The following is a 17,929-nucleotide window of genomic DNA, read 5'->3' as shown; positions in this document are numbered from 1 at the left end:
TCAATGAATTGCTGAATTAACTGCTGCAACTAAAAGTTGCTTTGGTCACTTCATCAGACATTGAAAATCAAAAATTGTTTTTGATGCTCGATGCTGTGAGTGCCCACACAGATTGCTTGATTCAAATTGTTAAAGAGCGTGGCGCTTGTCGCGCTGAGGTGGCGTATAATACCTACCTCACTTCGAAAGTCAAGCGCTTGTTTTCGCTTTTCTTTCGGCGCTGGCTTCACCAGGAAGCGAGCTCATCAGTTTGGCGTGTTCCGCCGTGCTGGTAGGGGCGCATTATAGGGAGCCGCGCCGGGATGACAAGGGCTTTTTGTGAAAAGGATCTCGTTTGCTGAAAAAGCAGGCGAAGGGCGCAAAAGTTCACCTTCCGCCCCCATTCATGCGGATTTTTTGTTCAGCTCTTCACGCTGGGTCTCGATATAGTTGACCCAGCTGGTCGCTCGCTGTGCCCAGTTGCCTTCCTTTTGCAGTTCGAGCGCTAGTTCCAGCGCCTGGGCATACTGCTGCTTGCTGAGATGAGCCTGCACCAACAACGCCTTGGCACGATTGCCCTGCTCACCCTTCGTGGACTTGAGAACCGCCAGCTGAGTCATGGCGGCATCCATCTTGCCCTGCTGCAGCATCAGCTCGGCGGCGCGCATGCCCGCCTTGGGGTGACCATACTGTTTGGCGAGCAGCTGCCAGCTGTCGACGGCCCTTGGCCACTCCCGTGCCCCTTCCCACAGTTGGGCCAGCAATTGCTGGTTTTCGGCGCTCTGCTTCATCTGCCCTTTCGCCATGGCGGTTTCCAGCAGACGGGCACCGCGATAGGGCAACCCCTGCCAGGCATAGAGTCGGATCAGCTGACCGCGCGCGGCCACGTCATCCATCACCTGACGATCGATGGCGGTCTGCAACAAGGCCAGCGCCTGATCCCCCCGCTTGGCGGATAGATTCAGCGAGACAGCCTGCTGCCACCACTTGCTCTCCTTCGGCTCGCGACGAACGAGATCCTGTGCCTGATCGGCAGCCAGGGCGTAACGCTGCTGGGCGGTGAGGGCGGAGAGGCGAATGATGGCCGCCTGCTTGTTCCAACCCTTCTTGAGCAACTGTTCGCTCTGGCTGGCCGCTTCGCCGTATTGCTTGTTGTGGTAATAGAGACCCGCCAGACGCAACCTCAGGCTGTCGTCGGCCTTGAGCGCCAGGGCAGCCTTGTAGCTGGCGATGGCGCCAGACCAGTTGGATTGCTGGGCCTGGATGTCACCACGCAGGCGCAGCAGCTGAAGCTGTTGCTCCTGTGGCCACTCCTTATAGGCCAATGCCTGCTCCACATAACGGCTCGCCTGAGTCGTCTGTTGCAGATTGGCCGCCAGCGATGCTTGCAGCTGGGCCAGCCAGGCGCGCTCACCATCGGACTGTGGCTTGAGCTCGGACGCCCGGTTCTGGGCCTGTTGCCATTGCCCGGACTGGTAGAGCTTCATCACGGGTTCCAGCTGGCGGGAGAAGTTTGGGCTGACTTCCAGGGCCAGACAGGCGTGGCTGACCAGGGCCAGCAGGCAGATCCAGATCCGCAGCATAGTTATGACTCCAACTTGAATTTGAGCGTGATGACCTGCATCAGCTTGTCACTGGCGCCAGGTCTTGGCTGATAGCGCCATTTGCTGACGGCCTGAATGGCGGCGCGCTCGAACTGACGCTTGGGCTTGGCTTCGATCACTTCCACATTTTGCACGCGGCCGTCGCTGTCGACGGCAAAGCGCACCGTCACAAACCCTTCGATGCCCGCTTGCTGGGCACGATAGGGATAAGCCGGCTCGACCCGTTGCAGCGGCGTCAGTATGTCGCCGACCCCAATCCGCGCCCCCTGTGCCTGACCGTGGAAGTTGCCGCTGAGTACGGGCGCCGTGCTGGTCGCCACGCCGGGCGCATGAACCTGCACGGCACTCAGGCTGGAGATCAGATCCAGACTGGGCTGCACCGACGACAGGGGAGCCGCCGCCGGCATGGGCAGCGGGGTGGACGCCAGGGCGGCAGGAGGCTCGGGCAAGGGCTCGGGTTGCTCGGGGACCGGGCGCTCACGGACCTGCACCTCGTTCACCTCGGTCTGCATGTTGATGACGATGGTTCTCTGTTCGGCCGAGGACTTCTCCTTCTTGGGGGGTTCCACCAGGGTGGCCATGAACAGCAGTATCCCCAGGCTGAGGAGCAACCCCAGTCCCAGGCTCATCAGCTTGAATTTCATTTCGGCGCCACCGCCACGGCGATGTTGGCGATCCCGGCGGCCTTGGCCTCATCCATCACCCGTACCACGCGACCATGGGGCACCCGTTCGTCCGCCTGGATCACCAGGCTGGCGTCGGGTTGCTCCGTCAGCATGCGGGACAGGCTGGCCTGCACCCGCTCCACATCCACCTGCTTGCGGTCGAGGAAGATCTGCCCCTGGGCACCGATGGCCAGCATGATGCTGGAAGACTTTTGGGCCTTGGCCTGGCTGGCCTGGGGTCTGTGGACCTCGAGCCCGGCCTCGCGTACGAAGGAGGTGGTCACGATGAAGAAGATCAGCATGATGAACACTATGTCCAGCATGGGGGTCATGTCGATCTGCACTTCATCGCGCTGGCGTTTGGATTGCCGTCTCATTGCATTACCTTCTCTTCTCGCAAACCGTCACGAGTCCTGGCCAGCGCACGCTTGGCCTGGCTCTCGAGCCGGCTGAGTAACAACACGCCGGACAGCGCCACCACCATGCCTGCCATGGTGGGGATGGTGGCACGGGAGATCCCGCCCGCCATGCTCTCCGGGTTAAAGCGGTTGGCGGCGGCCAACGCATCGAATACGCCTATCATGCCGGTCACTGTGCCGAGCAGCCCCATCATGGGGCAGAGCACCACCAGGGTGCGGATGAAGATCAGATGGCGGTTGAGCTCGAGCTCCGCCTCGGCCAGCCAGCGACCACGGATGGCCCTGGCATGCCAGCTGTGGTGTTCGGTGCGGGCCTGCCAGCGACTGAACAGTTGCCGCTGCAAGACACCAAACCCCAGATTGAGGTAGAGCACCCGCTCGATCATCAGGATCCACATCAGCACCAGCAGGGCCAGAATGACCCAGAGCACAGGGCCGCCACGGCCCATGAAGCTCTGCAACTGTTGCCAGATGTCGATGATCATGCCACCCGCTCCAAGTCCCCGTTGCTCTCGGCCCGCTCGGCCAGGATGCCGGCGACCTGTTGCTCCAGGACGTTGGAGAGCTCGGTGAAGCGGGATTGCAGCAGGCTGTGGGCAAGGATCAGCGGAATGGCAGCCACCAGGCCTTGCACTGTGGTCACCAGCGCCATGGAGATGCCGCCCGCCATGATCTTGGGATCGCCGGTGCCGAACTGGGTGATGGCCTGGAAGGTACCTATCATGCCGGTCACTGTGCCGAGCAGACCCAGCATGGGGGCGATGGCCGCGATGACCTTGACCATGCCGATGCCGCGCTCGAGTCGTGGCGTCTCCTGCAGGATGGCCTCATCCAGCCTCAGTTCGAGGGTCTCCATGCTCAGCTCGGGGTGTTGATCCGCCACCGTCAGCACCCGGCCGAGGGCGTTGTCGGCGTGATATTCGCCACTCTTGAGCTGACGACGCACCCGGCTCAGCTCCCGGGACAGAGTCCAGAGCCGCACGCCGGCAATGCCGAGGCCGATGACGGCCAGCAGCACTATGATGGCGCCAACCTGACCCCCCTGCTGGACTTGCTGCCAGAAGGTGGGGGCCTGAGCCAGCATGTCGAGCAGCACGCCGTGGGAGGGATCCAGCGGCAGGGCTTCCCCTTCCTTGCCCTGATAGGCGGCCAGCTCGGATTGCACGGCACCGGGCAGCCCCAGTACAGGGGTAATGCCCTCGGCGCTCACCTGCAGGTAACCGGCACCGCCGAACAGGGCAAAGCTGCCGACCCGGGTCAGGGGCTGCTCACTGGCCGCACCCTGGGCATCGAGCACCTTGCCGCTGAACTGGGTAACACGAGCCGATTCGCGGATCTCTTGCAACAGGGTGGCGGGCAACAGGGCGAGGGCGGCGCGATCCGGCACCTGCTTGTCCTGGGCCATGGCTTGCAGCGCGGCCAAACGATCCGGGTATTGCCCCTGTACCGAGGACTCGGCCAGCAGCTTGGCCGCATCGCTCGCCCCCTGGCGGGTCACCGCGAAGATCTCGTTCATGTCGCCGGAAGCTTGCTCCCATTGGGCATTGAGCTCCACCAGCTGTTTCTCGTTATCCGCAAACTGGCTGGCCAGCTGCTTGCTCAGGCTCTGGGCGGCGGCCAGCTTGGCACGAGCACTGTTCAATTCGCTGGAGACGGAGGCCAGATCCTGCTTGGCAGTCTGCTCACGGGCCTGCTCCTGCGCCTGCCAGTCTTCGGCGTTAGCCAGTGGGGAGCCGAGGGAGAGGGTGATGAGAAGGGGGAACCACTTCATGGCTGATCTCATGATTGGGCCTCCTGACTACGGGCGACGGACAGGGGGACGTGCAACAGTTGCGGGACTTTCTTGTCGGCCGCCATGTCCAGCGCATCGGCGATGGGGGAGAGCCACTGGCTGTCGAGAGATTGCCACTGCCTGGCTTCGGCAGACCAGCGCCAGGCCTGGCTGCGATCCGCCGTCATGGCCAGCAGGGAAACCCGGCCAAGGGCCAGCACATCGACCCGGCGCTCGGCACCATCCAGCATCAGTTGGGCGGGATAAGCGTCCATCCGGCTACCGTATTCAGCTTCTATCTGATAGGCCTGCAGCAGTTGACGGAACTTCTCGGCCTCGCTCACATCGGCACGGGCCAGGGTCACCTTGAGTTGTTCGACTCGCGCCAGACGATCGTCTTTACGCAGGGGAATATCGTCCTGTACCAGTTGCTCCAGATCGGCCTGCATCTGCAGCATCAACGGGATCAATCCCTGACGGGTCTGTTCAACCGCTTCCAGCTGGCTGGTCAGCTTGCCCAGCTCATTTTGCTGATCGGCCACCAGAGACTGCATGTAGCGGTTGTAGGCTTCCAGATCCCGCAGTTGCAGCTGTGCGCTCTGCAGCTCCGCCCTGGCAGACACGGCCGCATCGGCTGCTTTTTCGACTCGTTGTTGGGAAGATTTCCCATCAGCTATGCTGTTTTTCAGTGCAGGCGCAACCAGATCGTCTGCATTGGCGACGAAATGGGCGGCCAGTGGCAACAAGGCCAGACCCCAGAGCTTTTTCATGGTACATAATCTTAACAATGATAACTATTCTCATTGTCTCAAAGAGTCGTCCCAGTGGCAATCAGATGATTTTCTTGGCCTCCAGCCAAAAAAACAGGATACTTTTTAGACAAGCACGGGAGTTACTGGCGTTGGTCGTAACAACACCACATTAAATAACTAAAAAATGTCTTTTCGATCAGGATGATAAATGATCGAAAAAGGAGACTGACATGTTCAACGATGCGATCTGGGAACACATAGATCGATTCACCAAGGCCAAGAAAACGAGCGAGATCCAGCAGCAACTCGAACGCTTCAGCCATCAGATGGGGTTTGATTACTTCCGTTTGCTGATTATTTTTCCCATCAGCATGCAGAAATCCCATGTCGCCCTGTTTAACAACTGCCCCACCAGCTGGTTTGACGCCTATTCGGAGCGGCGCTACCTGACTCAGGATCCTGTGGTCTTCCTCGGACTGAAACAGACCCAGCCCATCTTCTGGAACAAACTCGACTGCGACTCTCCCTGGCTGCCCAGCGCCAGCCGGGAGGTGATGAATCTGGCCGCCGATTTCGGGGTCAGAAACGGGGTCTCCTTCCCGCTGCACACCCCGCAGGGGGAGCACGGCATCCTCTCCTTCATCAGCAAGGAAAAATCCAGCTCGGACCTGATGTTTGAAAACGTTCCCTTGCTGTCGTTCTGCGCCAGCTACATCTTCAACTCCGCACTGGAGCTCATCAAGAACAGGCCGGACCTGATGAAGTACCTGACCGAGCTGTCGGACAGGGAGAAGGAGTGTCTGTTCTGGGCCAGCGAGGGCAAGACCTCCTGGGAGATAGCGACCATCCTCGGCATCAGCGAGCGCACCGTTAACTTCCACCTCAATCAGGTCACCAACAAGACGGATTCCAAGAACCGGAACCAGGCGATCGCCAAGAGCATCTCAAGCGGCATCATAGTGCCCTCCCTGAGCGATGTGACCATCACCAACCTGCGTCTCTCATGAGCCATGGCAATAATGAGAAGAGCCGCATGATGCGGCTCTTTTTATTTCCGGAGCCACAGCTACACGGCCACTATCCTGCACTCCCCCGTTCCCCTTCATCTCTGCTCTCCAGCAGCGCCAGTGCCGCATCGAAGTCGTAGCGTTCGACCTTGATCGCAACCTGCTGAAGTAGCCCTGCCAGAGCGGGTTCGAGGGCAAGGGATCTCAGCGCCGACAGCGCCTCAACCGCCTCGCTGTCACTCTCGGCCAGCAGATGGGCCAGCCTCAGCAACCGTGGGTGCAATGCGCTCTCCGCAATCAATGCGGTGGGCGCAGTCGCTGTCGCCGGCTCCCTTCCCACTTCATCGCTAAGGGATTTGAGCACAGGCGTCAGGGCTAGCACCACAGCGGCCAGCGCCCCCTGCAGCGCATCATTGCCGAGGTGGGCCCGACAGCCTTGCTCCAGCTCGGCCGCCGCCCTCGCAACCTCCAACGCACCTATGTTGCCAGCCGTCCCCTTCAGGCTGTGTGCGAGCCGGGTCGCCGCCTCCGGATCGGGATCGGCAAGAGCTGCGGCAAACTGCCCGGCAAAATCCTGATGGGCCGAGAGGAACTTGCGCAGCAGGCGCCGATAGAGATCGACCCGTCCCCGACAGGTCGCCAGCCCGGCGGCCAGATCCATGCCCTCCATCTCGGTGGGCAGGCCGGGAACCCCAGCCGTCACCGTCGACCCGGCCATGGCGGGTCGCCGGTTTCCCGACTTGATCCATCTGGCCAGAATCGAAAACATGCTGGCGACATCCAGGGGCTTGGCTATCTGATCGTTCATGCCAGCGGCCAGCGCCCGCTCCCTATCACCTGTCATGGTGTTGGCCGTCATGGCGATCACCGGCAGGCTGGCAAGGCGTGGTTGCAGGCGGATCTGACGGGTGGCGGTGTAACCGTCCATCACAGGCATCTGGCAATCCATCAAGACCCCATCGAAATCGGCGTCCCGTGCCAGCAGATCCAGCGCCTCCTGGCCATTGACCGCGAGGCTGAGGGAGATGCCCGCCTCCTGCAGCAACTCATAGGCCAGCTCCCGGTTCAATTCGTTGTCCTCCACCAGCAGCAATCGGGCCCCATTCAGGCTGGCGCTGGCACTGGCAGTCTGTTCGCTGCGCTCGGTCGCCCGGCTGTCCATGAGCGGCACCTTGCCGAGCACGCTGCCGAGCGCCTCCAGCAGGGTGGAAGGGGTCACCGGCTTGGTCAGCACTGCAGACAGGGGCACTCCCCGGGTTTCGGCCTGCTCGTGCACCTCTTCGCGACCGAAGGCGGTCACCATGATCACCGACGGCGTCTGTGCCAGATTGGCAGCACGCATCTGGCGCACCGTCTCCACCCCGTCCATGCCCGGCATGCGCCAGTCCATCAGCACCAGATCATAGGGCAGCGACTTGGCCTCGGCCTCCACCAGCATCGCCAACGCGGTGCGACCGCTGTCGGCCACGTCCACCTCTATGCCAAAGCTGCTGGCCATGCCGTAGAGGATCTCGCGGGCGCTGGCGTTGTCGTCCACCACCAGGGCCCGCACTCCTATCAGCTCATCCCGGGTGAACATCCGCCTCGGCTGCTGCTCGCTCTGGCGCCCCAGCAGGGCACAGAAGTGGAAGCTGGAACCCTCTCCCTCCACGCTTTCCACCCAGATACGCCCCCCCATGAGTTCCACCAGCCGCTTGGAAATGGACAACCCTAGCCCTGTACCACCGTACTTGCGGGTGGTCGAGCTGTCGGCCTGGCTGAACGACTGGAAAATCCGCTCACACTGCTCCTGGCTCATGCCGATCCCGGTATCCCGCACCCAGAAATGCAGTTCCAGCTGAGCGCCCTCATCCCTGAGCACCTCGGCCCCCACCACTATCTCCCCCCGCTCGGTGAACTTGGCCGCATTGTTGCCGAGGTTGATGAGGATCTGCCCGAGCCGCAGCGGGTCACCCACCAGGGCGGTGGGCAGCTCCAGCGCCGTGTCGAACAGCAGCTCCAGCCCCTTCTCCTCGGCCCGCAGGCCAATCATGTTGGCGAAGTTGTCCAGCACGTCCTCCAGGTGGAAGGGGATGATCTCCAGCTCCATCTTGCCCGCCTCAATCTTCGAGAAGTCGAGGATGTCGTTGATGATGCCGAGCAGGTTCTCCGCCGAGCGGTGTACCTTCTCGATGTAGTTGCGCTGGCGGCGATCCAGCTGGGTGTGCAGGGCCAGGTGGCTCATGCCGATGATGGCGTTCATGGGGGTGCGGATCTCGTGGCTCATGTTGGCGAGGAAGGCGCTCTTCGCCTGGGTCGCCTCCTCCGCCACCGCTCGCGCCTCGGTCAGCGCCGTCACATCGATGTTGACCCCGGTGGCCCGCAGTGGCACACCCTCCGGGGTACGGGTGAAACGGCAGAGCGCCTTGAAGGTGCGCACGGCCTCGTCCCCCCGACGCACGATGCGAAAATCGAGTTCTATCCTGTCCGCCCCCTCCTCGATGGCCCGTTCGAAGATCTGGGTGGCAGAGTCCGCATCCTCGGGGTGCAGCAAGGCCTTCCAGTGCGCCTGGCTGCCGCCGAAGCCACCTGGCTCCAACCCGAACATCTTCTCCAGCTGCGGCGTCCAGTAGTTGCGACCGGTCACGAGATCGATGTCGAACATCCCTATGCCCCCCGCCTCCTGTACCAGGGTCAGGCGTTCGCTGGCGGTGCGCAGCCTGGCCCCCATGGCCCTGCGCTCGCTCACGTCCCGCACCGAGGCGCAGACGCAGATGCCGCGATCCACCAGGGTCGGCAGACGGGAGAGCCCAATCTCCACGGAGAACTGGCTGCCGTCCTTGCGCACCCCCTGCAGATCCTCGATGGCGGCCCCCATCTGGCGCGTGCTGCCGTGGGCGATGAAGTCGTTGCGCAGCGCCACATGCTGATCGCGGCCACTCTTTGGCACCAGACATTCGATGGACTGGCCGATCAGCTCGCCGGCGGCGTAGCCGAACAGCTTGTCCAGCTGGGGATTGGTCAGCAGGATGAGGCCGTCGGCACCTATGACCAGCATGCCGTCCGGCGCCGCCTCTATGATGCCGCGATACCAGGCCTCGGTGGCGCGCAGGGCACCCTGCTGGGCCTCGAGCGCCCTTGCCTGATGCTCCAGTTGCAGGGTCTGGGTCCCCATCTCGTCGGCCTGGCGGCGGGTCTCCTTCAGCAGGGCCAGGGCGGCCTCGCTGCGCTCCATGATGGCCATGGCCCCCGCCAGCCTGGGCAGCACCTCCTGCAGTAACAATGTCTCCGTCTCGCCGGGAGGTTGGAAGCCGGCCAGCTCCAGCACCCCGAGCAGGCGCTCCCCGCGCATCACAGGCAGCACCTGCAGCTGGCTGGCGGGCCCGGCGCCGAGCTGGGTGCGCACATGCCAGAAGGACTCCGGCACCGCGGTCAGCTGGCGTGGCTGACGATCGAGGGCACACTGGCCCAGCATCCCTTCCCCCAGTGCCACCTCTTCGGCCAGGGGGTGCTTGGGATCGCTCGCGTAGCCTCCCACCAGATGCAGGCTGGCCGACCCCTGATGCAGGCTGTAGAGCGCCCCCTGGCAGACGCCGAGCTGGGGCGCCATGCGGGCGAAGAAGACCTGCGCCAGCTCTGGCGGCGTCTCGGCCAGTTGCAAGTCCACCTGCAGCAGGGAGACCTGGGCCTTGACCCTGCGCTGCAGCTCCAGCTGACGCGCCTCCAGCTGCAGGGTGGCGATGGCCCGCGCCAGATCGCCGGTCTCATTGTGCATGTCGGCATGGGGAATGGGGTGATCCAGTTGCCCGGCGGCCAGCAGGTCCACCGCCTTGCGCACCCGCTCGAGGGGATTGCGGATCGACTTGCTGACCAGCCAGACCAGGATCAGCGACAGCCCCAGGCCCCCCAGCAGCAACGAATAGGTGAGCAGGCTGCTCTGCTTGGCAAACCCCGTGATCTGGATGACCAGATCCCGCAGTGCGGACTGCTTGACCTCGGCGATGTGCTCCAGCATGGCATCGGCGCGGGCGTCCAGCCGCTCAAACTCATCGCCGTTTAGCAGCGCCTGCGCCTGCTCCTGATGGCCCTGGGCGGCCAGTTGCAGCGCCTTGTCGCTGAGCTGTTGGTGACGCTCGAGCTGAAGATCGAGATCCGACGAATTGACCAAGCTCTCGGTGCGCCACAGGGTGGGCTTGGCCAGGGCCAGCTCCTCATACAGCCTCTTCTGGGCATCCTGCAACTGCTTGAAGGCCTCGAGCCGCACATCCGGATCGTTGGAACCGACGGCCTTGCGCAGGGCCTGCTGGATATGGGGCAGTTGCACCCGCGCCTCCTGCAGGTGGATGGCTCCCACCAGGTCCTTGCTATAGAGGTTGTCCAGATCCCGAGTCAGCTTGTTCTGAGTGCGCAGGCTCTGGATGCCGAGGGCCAAGGCCAGCGCCAGCAGCACGGCGAACCCCAATATCAGCTTGTGCCGCAGCGCGAGCCGCTCAAGCAGAACCAGCACTCTCATAGGGGCTCCTTGTCAGGGGGTGGGATGATGTCTGGCGGCCTGCAGCTCGGCCATGTCCTGCTCGCTGTCGCTGAAGCGATCGGCGATGGCCTTGAACTGCTCGGTGGCGGACAGGAAGGCCGCGCAGACATCCGGATCGAAGTGCCAGCCTCCGCCCTGGCGGATGATGTCCACCGCCTCCTCGTGGGGCATGCCCGCCTTGTAGACCCGGCGGCTGATCAGCGCATCATAGACATCGGCCACCGCCATCAGCCGGGCACTGATGGGGATGGCATCCCCGGCCAGCCCCTCCGGATAACCGCTGCCGTCCCACTTCTCCTGATGGCTATAGGCGATCTCCTTGGCCAGCCGCAGAAAATCCACCGGGAACCCGAGCTGATCCTCGGCCCGCTGGATGGCATCCCGCCCGAGCGTGGTGTGGGTCATCATGATCTCGAACTCCTCCTTGGTGAGGCGGCCGGGTTTGAGCAGGATATGGTCCGGGATACCGACCTTGCCGATGTCGTGCAGGGGGGCCGACTTGAACAGCAGGTGGATGGTGTCGTCGCTGAGGAAGTGGCGAAAACGGGGGTGGTCCCGCAACAGCTCGGCGAGCAGTTTGACGTAGTGCTGGGTGCGGCGGATATGGTTGCCGGTCTCGTTGTCCCGAGTCTCCGCCAGGGAGGCCATGGCCTGTATGGTCACGTCCTGGATCGCCATCACCTCGCGGGTACGGCGCTGCACCTCCCGCTCGAGGAAGTCGTTCTGATCCCGCAGGAAATCGGCGGCCGCCTTGACCTTCAGCTGATTCTCGACCCGCGCCAGCACCCGGGGCGGGCTGATGGGCTTGGTGATGTAGTCGACGGCGCCGAGCGCCAGCCCCTGGAGCTCGCTCTCCACCGCCGCCATGGAGGTGAGGAAGATGATGGGGATGTGACGGGTGCGGGCATCCTGCTGCAGTTGCTCCGCCACCTGCAGTCCGGACAGGCCGGGCATCATGATGTCCAGCAGGATCAGATCCGGCAGGGGATCCCCCGCCAGGATGCGCAGGGCCTTCTCGCCGTTGTTGGCGAGCTTGACCCTGTACTTGTCCCTGAGCAGATCGGCCATCAGCATCAGGTTGTCCGGGGTATCGTCCACCACCAGCACAGTGGTGGGGGAATGGGTTGCTTGGGGATGATTCATGGGATGCGCTCTCCAGCCCTGTATTGAGTGGTCACTCATCTGTGCCACCCGGTCTAGAGGAAGCTTAGCTTCGAAATAATCCGCCTGCTTTCAGTCACTTGAATAACAAAAAACCGGCGCACCACGGGTTGTGGCGCGCCGGTCTTGGGGACCCGCGGATAGTGACGGGATAAAGTGCTTATCCAGCCACGAGATGCGGTCTCTTACTCCACGGTAACGGATTTGGCCAGGTTGCGCGGCTGATCCACGTCCGTGCCCTTGATGAGGGCCACGTGGTAGGAGAGCAGCTGCAGCGGCACCGTGTAGACGATGGGGGCAATCATCTCTTCCACGTGGTTCAGGCTCATCACCCGCATGGTCTCGTCGCTCTTGAAGCCAGCATCCGCATCGGCGAACACGTACAGGATACCGCCACGGGCGCGCACCTCTTCCACGTTTGACTTCAGCTTCTCCAGCAGATCGTTGTTCGGCGCCACCACTATGATGGGCATCTCGGCATCGATCAGCGCCAGCGGGCCGTGTTTCAACTCACCGGCGGCATAGGCCTCGGCATGGATGTAGGAGATCTCCTTGAGCTTGAGCGCCCCTTCCATGGCGATGGGGTACTGGCTGCCGCGGCCGAGGAACAGGCTGTGGTGCTTGTCGGCAAACTCTTCCGCCAGAGTCTCGATCTGCTTGGCCAGGGCCAGGCTCTCCTTGATGCGCAGGGGCAGGGCCTGCAGCGCCTTCACCAGCTCCGTCTCGGCGGCGGCGCTCAGGTGGCCGCGGCAGTGGCCGACGGAGGCCACCAGCATCAGCAGGCCGGCCAGCTGGGTGGTGAACGCCTTGGTGGAGGCGACGCCGATCTCGGCACCGGCACGGGTCATGAAGGCCAGGTCGGATTCACGCACCAGGGAGGAGCCCGGCACGTTGCAGATGGCGAGCGAGCTCATGTAACCGGACTCCTTGGCCAGGCGCAGGGCGGCCAGGGTGTCGGCGGTCTCGCCGCTCTGGGACAGGGTCACCAGCAGGCTGTTGGGGCGTACCACGGACTTGCGGTAGCGGAACTCGGAGGCGATCTCCACGTCGCAGGAGACGCCGGCGATCTCCTCGAACCAGTAGCGCGCCACCATGCCGGAGTTGTAGGAGGTGCCGCAGGCGACGATCTGCACGTGCTCCACCTTGTCGAAGATGGCGCGGGCGCCGTTGCCGAAGGACTCGACGATCACGTGATCGCTGCCAAGCCGCCCTTCCAGGGTGTTGGTGATGGCCTTGGGCTGCTCGTAGATCTCCTTGAGCATGTAGTGGCGGTACTCGCCCTTGTCACCGGCGTCGTGGGAGAGCTCGGACTCCAGCTCCTCGCGCACCACGGCGTTGCCGTCGGTGTCGAACACATGGACGTCGCGGCGGGTCACCTCGGCCACGTCACCCTCTTCCAGGAAGATGAAGCGGCGGGTCACAGGCAGCAGGGCCATCTGGTCGGAGGCGATGAAGTTCTCGCCGATGCCGCGGCCGATCACCAGGGGGGAGCCGGAGCGGGCCACCACCAGACGGCTGTCATCGCGGCTGTCCATCACCACAGTGCCGTAGGCGCCGCGCAGCTGCTTCACCGCGACCTGCATGGCCGCCAGCAGGCTGGGGGCGGATTTCAGCTCATGGTGCACCAGGTGGGCGATCACCTCGGTGTCTGTGTCGGAGCTGAACTCATAGCCCATGCCCTGCAGCCGGCTGCGCAGCTCCTCGTGGTTCTCGATGATGCCGTTGTGCACCACGACTATGTGATCGGAGACGTGGGGGTGGGCGTTGCGCTCGGACGGTTCGCCGTGGGTGGCCCAGCGGGTGTGGGCGATGCCGGTGCCGCCGTGGACGGACTGCTCCTCCAGCGCCTTGGCCAGCTCGGCCACCTTGCCGAGGCGGCGTACCCGCTGCAGCGGCTGGCTGGCGCTGAACACGGCCACACCGGCGGAGTCATAACCGCGGTACTCCAGACGGCGCAGGCCTTCTACCAGGATTTCAGCCACATCACGTTGGGCCACGGCCCCGACGATGCCACACATAGGATTCTCCTTGAGACGTTAATCTTGATGCTTTGGATAGTTGGATATTCGGTTTAGATAGTCATATCAACTGACAACAGGGGCACAGACCAACTGGATCCCCTGGGCTTGAATCTGTTCTCTGGCCTCGGGAGCCAGCCCCTCGTCGGTCACCAGGGTGTGGACGCTGCCCCATGGCAGCTCCAGATTGGGGATGCGGCGGCCGATCTTCTCGGACTCGACCATGACGATGACCTCGCGGGAGACCTCGGCCATCACCCGGGAGAGGCCCACCAGCTCGTTGAAGGTGGTGGTGCCCCGCGCCAGATCGATGCCGTCGGCACCGATGAACAGCTGGTCGAAGTCGTAGGATCTCAGCACCTGCTCCGCCACCTGACCCTGGAAGGACTCGGAGTGGGGATCCCAGGTGCCGCCCGTCATCAGCAATGTGGGTTCGTTCTCCAGCTCCCGCAGGGCGCCCGCCACGTTGAGGGAGTTGGTCATGACGATGAGGCCACGCTTGTTGCCGAGCAGGGGGATCATGGCGCTGGTGGTGCTGCCACTGTCGATGATGACGCGGTTGTGATCGCGGATGCGCTCGGCGGCGGCACGGGCGATGGCCATCTTTCGTTTCGAAACTTGCTCCGGGTTGTCCGTCACCACCATCTCGGAGGGCAGGGGGATGGCGCCCCCGTAGCGGCGCAGCAGCAGACCGCCGGTTTCCAGCACCGCCAGATCCTTGCGAATGGTCACCTCGGAGGTGGCGAAGTGTTTGGCGAGGGCATCGACGCTCACTTCACCCTGCTCTTGAACCAGGGTGACTATGGTGTGGCGACGCTGTTGGGTGTTACGTTTGTTCATTTAAAAGTTTCAATTCGAAAGAATATCGAAATGTTAGCGACTTTTTTGGAAAAATCAAACGGCAAATAGGATCCGATGTGCATCGATGCCAGAATGGGGGGCTGATTTGCGAGAGGACGCCATGCAAAAACGAGTCATCTGGCTGGTGGAAGATGAGGCCAGCATCGCCGACACCCTGATCTACGCCCTGCAAACCGACGGTTTCGAGGTGGAGTGGTTCCCCCTGGGACAGCCCATGCTGGCGCGACTGGAACAGACGCAACCCGATTTCCTGATCCTGGATGTAGGCCTGCCTGACATCAGCGGCTTCGAGCTGTGCAAGCAGGTACGCACCCGTTGCGATCGCCCCCTGATGTTCCTCACCGCCCGCAGCGAGGAGATAGACCGCCTGATCGGGCTGGAGATTGGCGCCGACGATTATGTGGCCAAGCCCTTCTCGCCGCGGGAGGTGTGTGCCCGGGTACGGGTGATCCTGCGCCGCAGCCAGCCGGTTGCTCCCCAGCCCAGCCTGTTGCTGGTGCTGGATGAGGAGCGGGCCCGCATCTGCTTCCACGGCCAGGCCCTGGCCCTCACCCGCTACGAATACCTGCTGCTCAAGACCCTGATGCAGGCGCCGGGGCGGGTCTACTCCCGCCAGCAGCTGATGGATCTGGTGTGGTGCGGGGCGGAAGAGAGCCTGGATCGCACCGTGGATACCCATATCAAGACCCTGCGGGCCAAGCTGCGTGAGCGGGATCCGGCCACCAGCCTGATTCTGACCCATCGCGGCCTGGGCTACAGCCTGGAGCTGGCATGAAGAGGCCTGCGTGGCGATGCGACCCAAAACTGGGCGATAAGCGGGGGCGGACATGAGGATCGGACTGCAACTGCTGTGCGGCCTGGTGCTGATCTTCGCCCTGGCCGCCTGGTTCGTGCTGGAGATATTCGTCGAGGAGATCAAGCCCGGAGTGCGCAGCGCCACCGAGGATACCCTGGTGGACATGGCCCAGCTGCTGGCACCGCTGGCGCTGGACGATCTGCAGGAAGGCAAGATGGCGGATGGCCGGCTCGCCAGCGCCTTCGCCCGCCTCAACCAGACCCCCCTCAACGCCCTGATCGACGGCCACCTCAAGCAACAGGCGGAGTACCGCATCTACGTGGTGGATGCCAAGGGGCTGGTGGTCTATGACTCCAGCGGCCAGGATCTCGGCAAGGATTATTCGCGCTGGAACGACGTCTACCGCACCCTGCGCGGTGAGTACGGCGCCCGCAGCACCCGCAGCGACCCGGACGATCCCGCCAGCTCGGTGATGCACGTGGCCGCCCCCTTGCGCGAGGGGGGCGAGATCCTGGGTTCCCTCACCGTCGCCAAGCCCAACCGCACCCTGCTGCCCATGATAGAGCGCAGCGAACACCAGCTGTTACAGGGGGCGGCCGTGCTGCTGATCATCTCCCTGCTGATCGGTGCCCTGCTGGTGTGGTGGCTCACCCGTGCCATCGGCAAGCTGGTTCACTACGCCGATGCGGTCAGCCAGGGGAAACCCACCAGCCTGCCACGGCTCTACAGCCCCGAGCTGGACCGGCTCGGCCGCTCCCTCGAGACCATGCGTCGCCAGCTGGACGGCAAGTCCTATATCGAGGCCTATGTCCACAGCCTGACCCATGAGCTCAAGAGCCCCCTCGCCGCCATCCGCGGGGCGGGGGAGATACTGACGGAGGCACCGCCCCCCGAGGTGGCGAGGCGCTTTATCGACAACATCAATCTGGAAACGGCCCGCATGCAGCAGCTGATCGAGCGCATGCTGCAGCTAGCCAGGCTGGAGTCCGGGCAGGGGCTGGACCGGCAAGCCAGTGCCCCCGCCACCCTGGGCAAACGGGTGCTCGACGCCCGTCAGGTCGTCGCCGGACGCCGCCAGATCAGGCTGCAAGCTGACCTGGCCGAGGCCCAGAAGCAGAAGTGGGATCCCCTGCTGGTGGAGCAGGCCCTCGGCAACCTGCTGGACAACGCCCTCGACTTCTCCCCAGCGGGCGCCGAGGTGTCGCTGACCGGGCAGCTGGAGGAGGGGGGTTACTGCTTCCGGGTGAGGGACCATGGGCCCGGCATACCGGACTACGCCCTGTCACGGATCTTCGAGCGCTTCTACTCCTTGCCGAGGCCGGACAAGGGCAAGAGCAGCGGCCTCGGCCTCAGCTTCGCCCGCGAGGTGGCGCGCCAGCACGGCGGCAGGTTGACTCTGGGCAACCTGCCGGAGGGCGGGGTGCTGGCCGAGTTGTGGCTACCGCTCGCCTGAGCCGGTGAAAGGCTCACACTTGCTCCCGCCGACTTCACATTGAACACACAGAGGGAGGCTAAGCTGCCTCCCTCGGAGCCGCCATGAGGGCGCTCTTGTTCATCAAGGAGATTTCATGTCCCGCCTGTTGTTGTCCGGCCTGTTTGCTACCGGCCTCTTCTTCGCCCTGCCCGCCAGCGCCACCTCGGGTTGCATGCTGTTTGCCGATGGCAGCGGCAAGGTCATCAGCAAAGAGGGGGACTGCGCCAGCCAGCTTCCCCCTGCCTCCACCTTCAAGATCCCGCTGGCGCTGATGGGCTATGACAGCGGCTTCCTGGTGGATGAGCAGTTGCCGGCCCTGCCGTTCAAGCCCGACGACGCCGACTTCTTGCCGGAATGGCGGCAGACCACCACCCCGAGCAGCTGGATGAAGTACTCCGTCATCTGGTACTCCCAACGCCTCACCGAGTGGCTGGGCATGGCAAGGCTGCAGCGCTATGTGGATGCCTTCGACTACGGCAACCGGGATCTCTCCGGCAACCCTGGCAAGCACGACGGACTGACCCAGGCCTGGCTCAGCTCCAGCCTCGCCATCAGCCCGGAAGAGCAGGCCCGCTTCCTCGGCAAGCTGGTGAGCGGCAAGCTGCCGGTCTCGGCCCAGACCCTGGCGCACACCGGCACCATCACGCGCCAGCCGGACATCGATGGCTGGCAGATCCACGGCAAGACCGGCATGGGCTATCCCAAGTTGCTGGATGGCAGCCTCAATCGGGATCAGCAGATCGGCTGGTTCGTCGGCTGGGCCAGCAAGCAGGACAAGAAGCTCATCTTCGTCCACACAGTGATCCAGAAGCCGGGCAAGCAGTTTGCCTCCCTCAGGGCCAGGGACGAGGTATTTGCCGCCCTGCCGGCCGAGTTGAAGAAGCGGTAATTCCCAAAGAACCGGTGCTG

At 63.4% G+C, this 17,929-nt stretch carries 14 protein-coding genes; 4 read left to right on the top strand and 10 right to left on the bottom strand.

The genetic code is table 11. From position 1 onward, the window contains the following. Positions 1–383: 383 nt before the first annotated feature. Genes ACRCYW_RS05580 through ACRCYW_RS05555 form a run of 6 tightly spaced genes read right to left on the bottom strand, consistent with a single transcriptional unit; the run spans position 384 to position 5,208 of the window. The gene (locus ACRCYW_RS05580; RefSeq protein WP_438549159.1) at positions 384–1,562 is read right to left on the bottom strand and encodes a hypothetical protein; all 1,179 of its coding nucleotides are present in this window, start codon (positions 1,560–1,562) and stop codon (positions 384–386) included. Between the two features lie 2 nt (positions 1,563–1,564). Then, positions 1,565–2,227: an energy transducer TonB gene (locus tag ACRCYW_RS05575; RefSeq protein ID WP_438549158.1), complete on the bottom strand. Its 663-nt coding sequence runs from the start codon at positions 2,225–2,227 to the stop codon at positions 1,565–1,567. Next, positions 2,224–2,625, bottom strand: coding sequence for an ExbD/TolR family protein (locus tag ACRCYW_RS05570; RefSeq protein ID WP_349920408.1), 402 nt, complete (start codon positions 2,623–2,625; stop codon positions 2,224–2,226). The genes ACRCYW_RS05575 and ACRCYW_RS05570 overlap by 4 nt, the downstream gene beginning before the upstream one ends. Then, a complete protein-coding gene (locus ACRCYW_RS05565; RefSeq protein ID WP_438549157.1) occupies positions 2,622–3,152 on the bottom strand; it encodes a MotA/TolQ/ExbB proton channel family protein in 531 nt (176 codons plus the stop codon). Before ACRCYW_RS05565 ends, ACRCYW_RS05570 begins: the two co-directional genes overlap by 4 nt. Continuing rightward, a complete protein-coding gene (locus tag ACRCYW_RS05560; RefSeq protein WP_438549156.1) occupies positions 3,149–4,450 on the bottom strand; it encodes a MotA/TolQ/ExbB proton channel family protein in 1,302 nt (433 codons plus the stop codon). The genes ACRCYW_RS05565 and ACRCYW_RS05560 overlap by 4 nt, the downstream gene beginning before the upstream one ends. Next, positions 4,447–5,208, bottom strand: coding sequence for a DUF3450 domain-containing protein (locus ACRCYW_RS05555; protein WP_438549155.1), 762 nt, complete (start codon positions 5,206–5,208; stop codon positions 4,447–4,449). The genes ACRCYW_RS05560 and ACRCYW_RS05555 overlap by 4 nt, the downstream gene beginning before the upstream one ends. A gap of 212 nt (positions 5,209–5,420) precedes the next feature. Between ACRCYW_RS05555 and ACRCYW_RS05550 the strand changes: the two genes are divergently transcribed. Next, positions 5,421–6,197, top strand: coding sequence for a helix-turn-helix transcriptional regulator (locus ACRCYW_RS05550; RefSeq protein WP_349920412.1), 777 nt, complete (start codon positions 5,421–5,423; stop codon positions 6,195–6,197). Positions 6,198–6,267: 70 nt separating this feature from the next. On the opposite strand, the gene ACRCYW_RS05545 is transcribed toward ACRCYW_RS05550, so the two are convergent. The 4 genes from ACRCYW_RS05545 to ACRCYW_RS05530 form a co-directional block, all read right to left on the bottom strand. Then, a complete protein-coding gene (locus ACRCYW_RS05545) occupies positions 6,268–10,689 on the bottom strand; it encodes a response regulator (RefSeq protein WP_438549154.1) in 4,422 nt (1,473 codons plus the stop codon). A 12-nt stretch (positions 10,690–10,701) separates the two neighbouring features. Then, positions 10,702–11,853: a response regulator gene (locus tag ACRCYW_RS05540; RefSeq protein WP_438549153.1), complete on the bottom strand. Its 1,152-nt coding sequence runs from the start codon at positions 11,851–11,853 to the stop codon at positions 10,702–10,704. A 203-nt stretch (positions 11,854–12,056) separates the two neighbouring features. After that, positions 12,057–13,889, bottom strand: a complete 1,833-nt coding sequence (gene glmS, locus ACRCYW_RS05535) for a glutamine--fructose-6-phosphate transaminase (isomerizing) (RefSeq protein ID WP_438549152.1) — start codon at positions 13,887–13,889, stop codon at positions 12,057–12,059. A gap of 66 nt (positions 13,890–13,955) precedes the next feature. Next, the gene (locus ACRCYW_RS05530; protein WP_438549151.1) at positions 13,956–14,729 is read right to left on the bottom strand and encodes a DeoR/GlpR family DNA-binding transcription regulator; all 774 of its coding nucleotides are present in this window, start codon (positions 14,727–14,729) and stop codon (positions 13,956–13,958) included. A gap of 121 nt (positions 14,730–14,850) precedes the next feature. Here ACRCYW_RS05530 and blrA point away from each other — a divergent pair, with 121 nt between their 5' ends. The 3 genes from blrA to blaOXA all read left to right on the top strand — a co-directional run bounded on the left by blrA (position 14,851) and on the right by blaOXA (position 17,909). Then, on the top strand, positions 14,851–15,525 hold the full coding sequence (gene blrA / locus ACRCYW_RS05525) for a beta-lactam response regulator transcription factor BlrA (RefSeq protein WP_438549150.1): 675 nt from the start codon (positions 14,851–14,853) through the stop codon (positions 15,523–15,525). Positions 15,526–15,577: 52 nt separating this feature from the next. Further along, positions 15,578–16,999, top strand: coding sequence for a beta-lactam sensor histidine kinase BlrB (gene blrB / locus ACRCYW_RS05520; RefSeq protein WP_438549149.1), 1,422 nt, complete (start codon positions 15,578–15,580; stop codon positions 16,997–16,999). Between the two features lie 115 nt (positions 17,000–17,114). Then, entirely contained in the window at positions 17,115–17,909 is a 795-nt protein-coding gene (blaOXA, locus tag ACRCYW_RS05515; RefSeq protein WP_438549148.1) for a class D beta-lactamase, read from the top strand. The last annotated feature ends 20 nt before the right edge of the window (positions 17,910–17,929 follow it).

It is taken from the genome of Aeromonas sp. (assembly GCF_051657805.1).
Classification (GTDB): Bacteria; Pseudomonadota; Gammaproteobacteria; order Enterobacterales; family Aeromonadaceae; genus Aeromonas.
The sequence above is the reverse complement of the archived record's forward strand: the minus strand, read 5'-3'. Positions and strand labels throughout refer to the sequence as shown.

Coding starts and splice junctions, on each gene's coding strand:
- blrB (WP_438549149.1), top strand. CDS start 15,578: ATGAGGATCGGACTGCAACTGCTGTGCGGCCTGGTGCTGATCTTCGCC.
- ACRCYW_RS05575 (WP_438549158.1), bottom strand. CDS start 2,227: ATGAAATTCAAGCTGATGAGCCTGGGACTGGGGTTGCTCCTCAGCCTG.
- ACRCYW_RS05570 (WP_349920408.1), bottom strand. CDS start 2,625: ATGAGACGGCAATCCAAACGCCAGCGCGATGAAGTGCAGATCGACATG.
- blrA (WP_438549150.1), top strand. CDS start 14,851: ATGCAAAAACGAGTCATCTGGCTGGTGGAAGATGAGGCCAGCATCGCC.
- ACRCYW_RS05560 (WP_438549156.1), bottom strand. CDS start 4,450: ATGAGATCAGCCATGAAGTGGTTCCCCCTTCTCATCACCCTCTCCCTC.
- ACRCYW_RS05580 (WP_438549159.1), bottom strand. CDS start 1,562: ATGCTGCGGATCTGGATCTGCCTGCTGGCCCTGGTCAGCCACGCCTGT.
- ACRCYW_RS05530 (WP_438549151.1), bottom strand. CDS start 14,729: ATGAACAAACGTAACACCCAACAGCGTCGCCACACCATAGTCACCCTG.
- ACRCYW_RS05565 (WP_438549157.1), bottom strand. CDS start 3,152: ATGATCATCGACATCTGGCAACAGTTGCAGAGCTTCATGGGCCGTGGC.
- ACRCYW_RS05555 (WP_438549155.1), bottom strand. CDS start 5,208: ATGAAAAAGCTCTGGGGTCTGGCCTTGTTGCCACTGGCCGCCCATTTC.
- ACRCYW_RS05540 (WP_438549153.1), bottom strand. CDS start 11,853: ATGAATCATCCCCAAGCAACCCATTCCCCCACCACTGTGCTGGTGGTG.
- ACRCYW_RS05545 (WP_438549154.1), bottom strand. CDS start 10,689: ATGAGAGTGCTGGTTCTGCTTGAGCGGCTCGCGCTGCGGCACAAGCTG.
- ACRCYW_RS05550 (WP_349920412.1), top strand. CDS start 5,421: ATGTTCAACGATGCGATCTGGGAACACATAGATCGATTCACCAAGGCC.
- glmS (WP_438549152.1), bottom strand. CDS start 13,889: ATGTGTGGCATCGTCGGGGCCGTGGCCCAACGTGATGTGGCTGAAATC.
- blaOXA (WP_438549148.1), top strand. CDS start 17,115: ATGTCCCGCCTGTTGTTGTCCGGCCTGTTTGCTACCGGCCTCTTCTTC.